The 1,202-nt window shown below is 75.2% G+C and carries 1 protein-coding gene; it reads left to right on the top strand.

What is annotated here, in order from left to right:
* Positions 1–180: 180 nt before the first annotated feature.
* The coding region (gene egtA, locus ACYVE9_RS27530) for an ergothioneine biosynthesis glutamate--cysteine ligase EgtA (protein ID WP_461030606.1) at positions 181–1,202 on the top strand (1,022 nt) is incomplete at its 3' end.

Raw genomic sequence — 1,202 nt, 5'->3', positions numbered from 1 at the left:
CCGCCCGCACCTGGCTGCTGATCGAACAACCCGCCCGGCCGGCCCCGGCCCGCAGGGCCCGTCCGCGCCTCGATCGCCCGCTCCCGGCCGTGCGGGCGAAGCACGCGGCGCGATGTTTCGCAAGAGTCCCCGGCCGGGCAGAGACATGCCTTGTGCGCCTCCTCGACGGCGCATCCCCTCGTGAACGAGCGACCTGGAGGCGCCATGGACGCCGTGCTCTCCGAATCCGACGCCGAGGACCATATCGGCGGCATCTGCTTCAAGACGGGGCCGCCGACGCGCGTCGGTGTGGAACTCGAATGGCTTGTGCACGACCGTGACGATCCCACCGCCGAGGTGCCCGCCGGGAGACTCGACCCCGGCCTCGCGCCCCTCCTGGCCGCCGGAGCACTACCGGGTGGCGGCAGGCTCACCCGGGAGCCCGGCGGGCAGTTGGAGCTCAGCTCCGCGCCGGGGGAGTCACTCGCCGACTGCGTGGCGACCACCGCGGCGGACCTCGCCGTGCTGCGCGGCACCCTCGATCACGCCCGGGTCGTCCTCGACGGTCAGGGACTCGATCCCCACCGCACCCCGCCCCGGGTGCTCGACGAACCGCGCTACCGCGCCATGGAGGCCCACTTCGACCGGGAGGGCCCGTGGGGGCGCGTGATGATGCGGGCCACCGCCGCCGTCCAGGTCAGTCTGGACGCGGGTGACGACTCCGACGGCCCGTCCGGCTACCGCTACCGCTGGCGGCTGGCCCACCGGCTCGGCCCGGTACTGGTCGCCGCTTTCGCCAACTCGCCGCTGTGGCGGGGACGGCCGACCGGCTGGGTCTCCACCCGGCAGCGCATCTGGGCCGGCACCGATCCGGCCAGGACCAGACCACCCGCCCCCGGCGGCGAACCGCGGGACTCGTGGGCGCGCTACGCGCTCGACGCCCCGCTGCTGTGCCTGCGCCGCCACCCGAACGGCTCGGCCGTGGCCGACTGGACCGCGCCGCCGCGACTGTCGTTCCGTTCCTGGCTGCGCGGCGGCCACACCGAACGTCCGCCGACCGTCGCCGACCTGGACTACCACCTGGGCACGCTCTTCCCGCCCGTCCGCCCGCGCGGCTGGCTGGAGCTGCGCATGATCGACGCCCAGCCCGGGGACGGCTGGATCGCCGCCACCGCGATCACCGCCACGCTGCTCGACGACCCGTGGGCCGCGGAAGCGGCCCT

Source organism: Streptomyces sparsus, from assembly GCF_054776295.1.
Note: the sequence above shows the minus strand (reverse complement) of the source record. Positions and strands in the feature narration are given on the sequence as shown.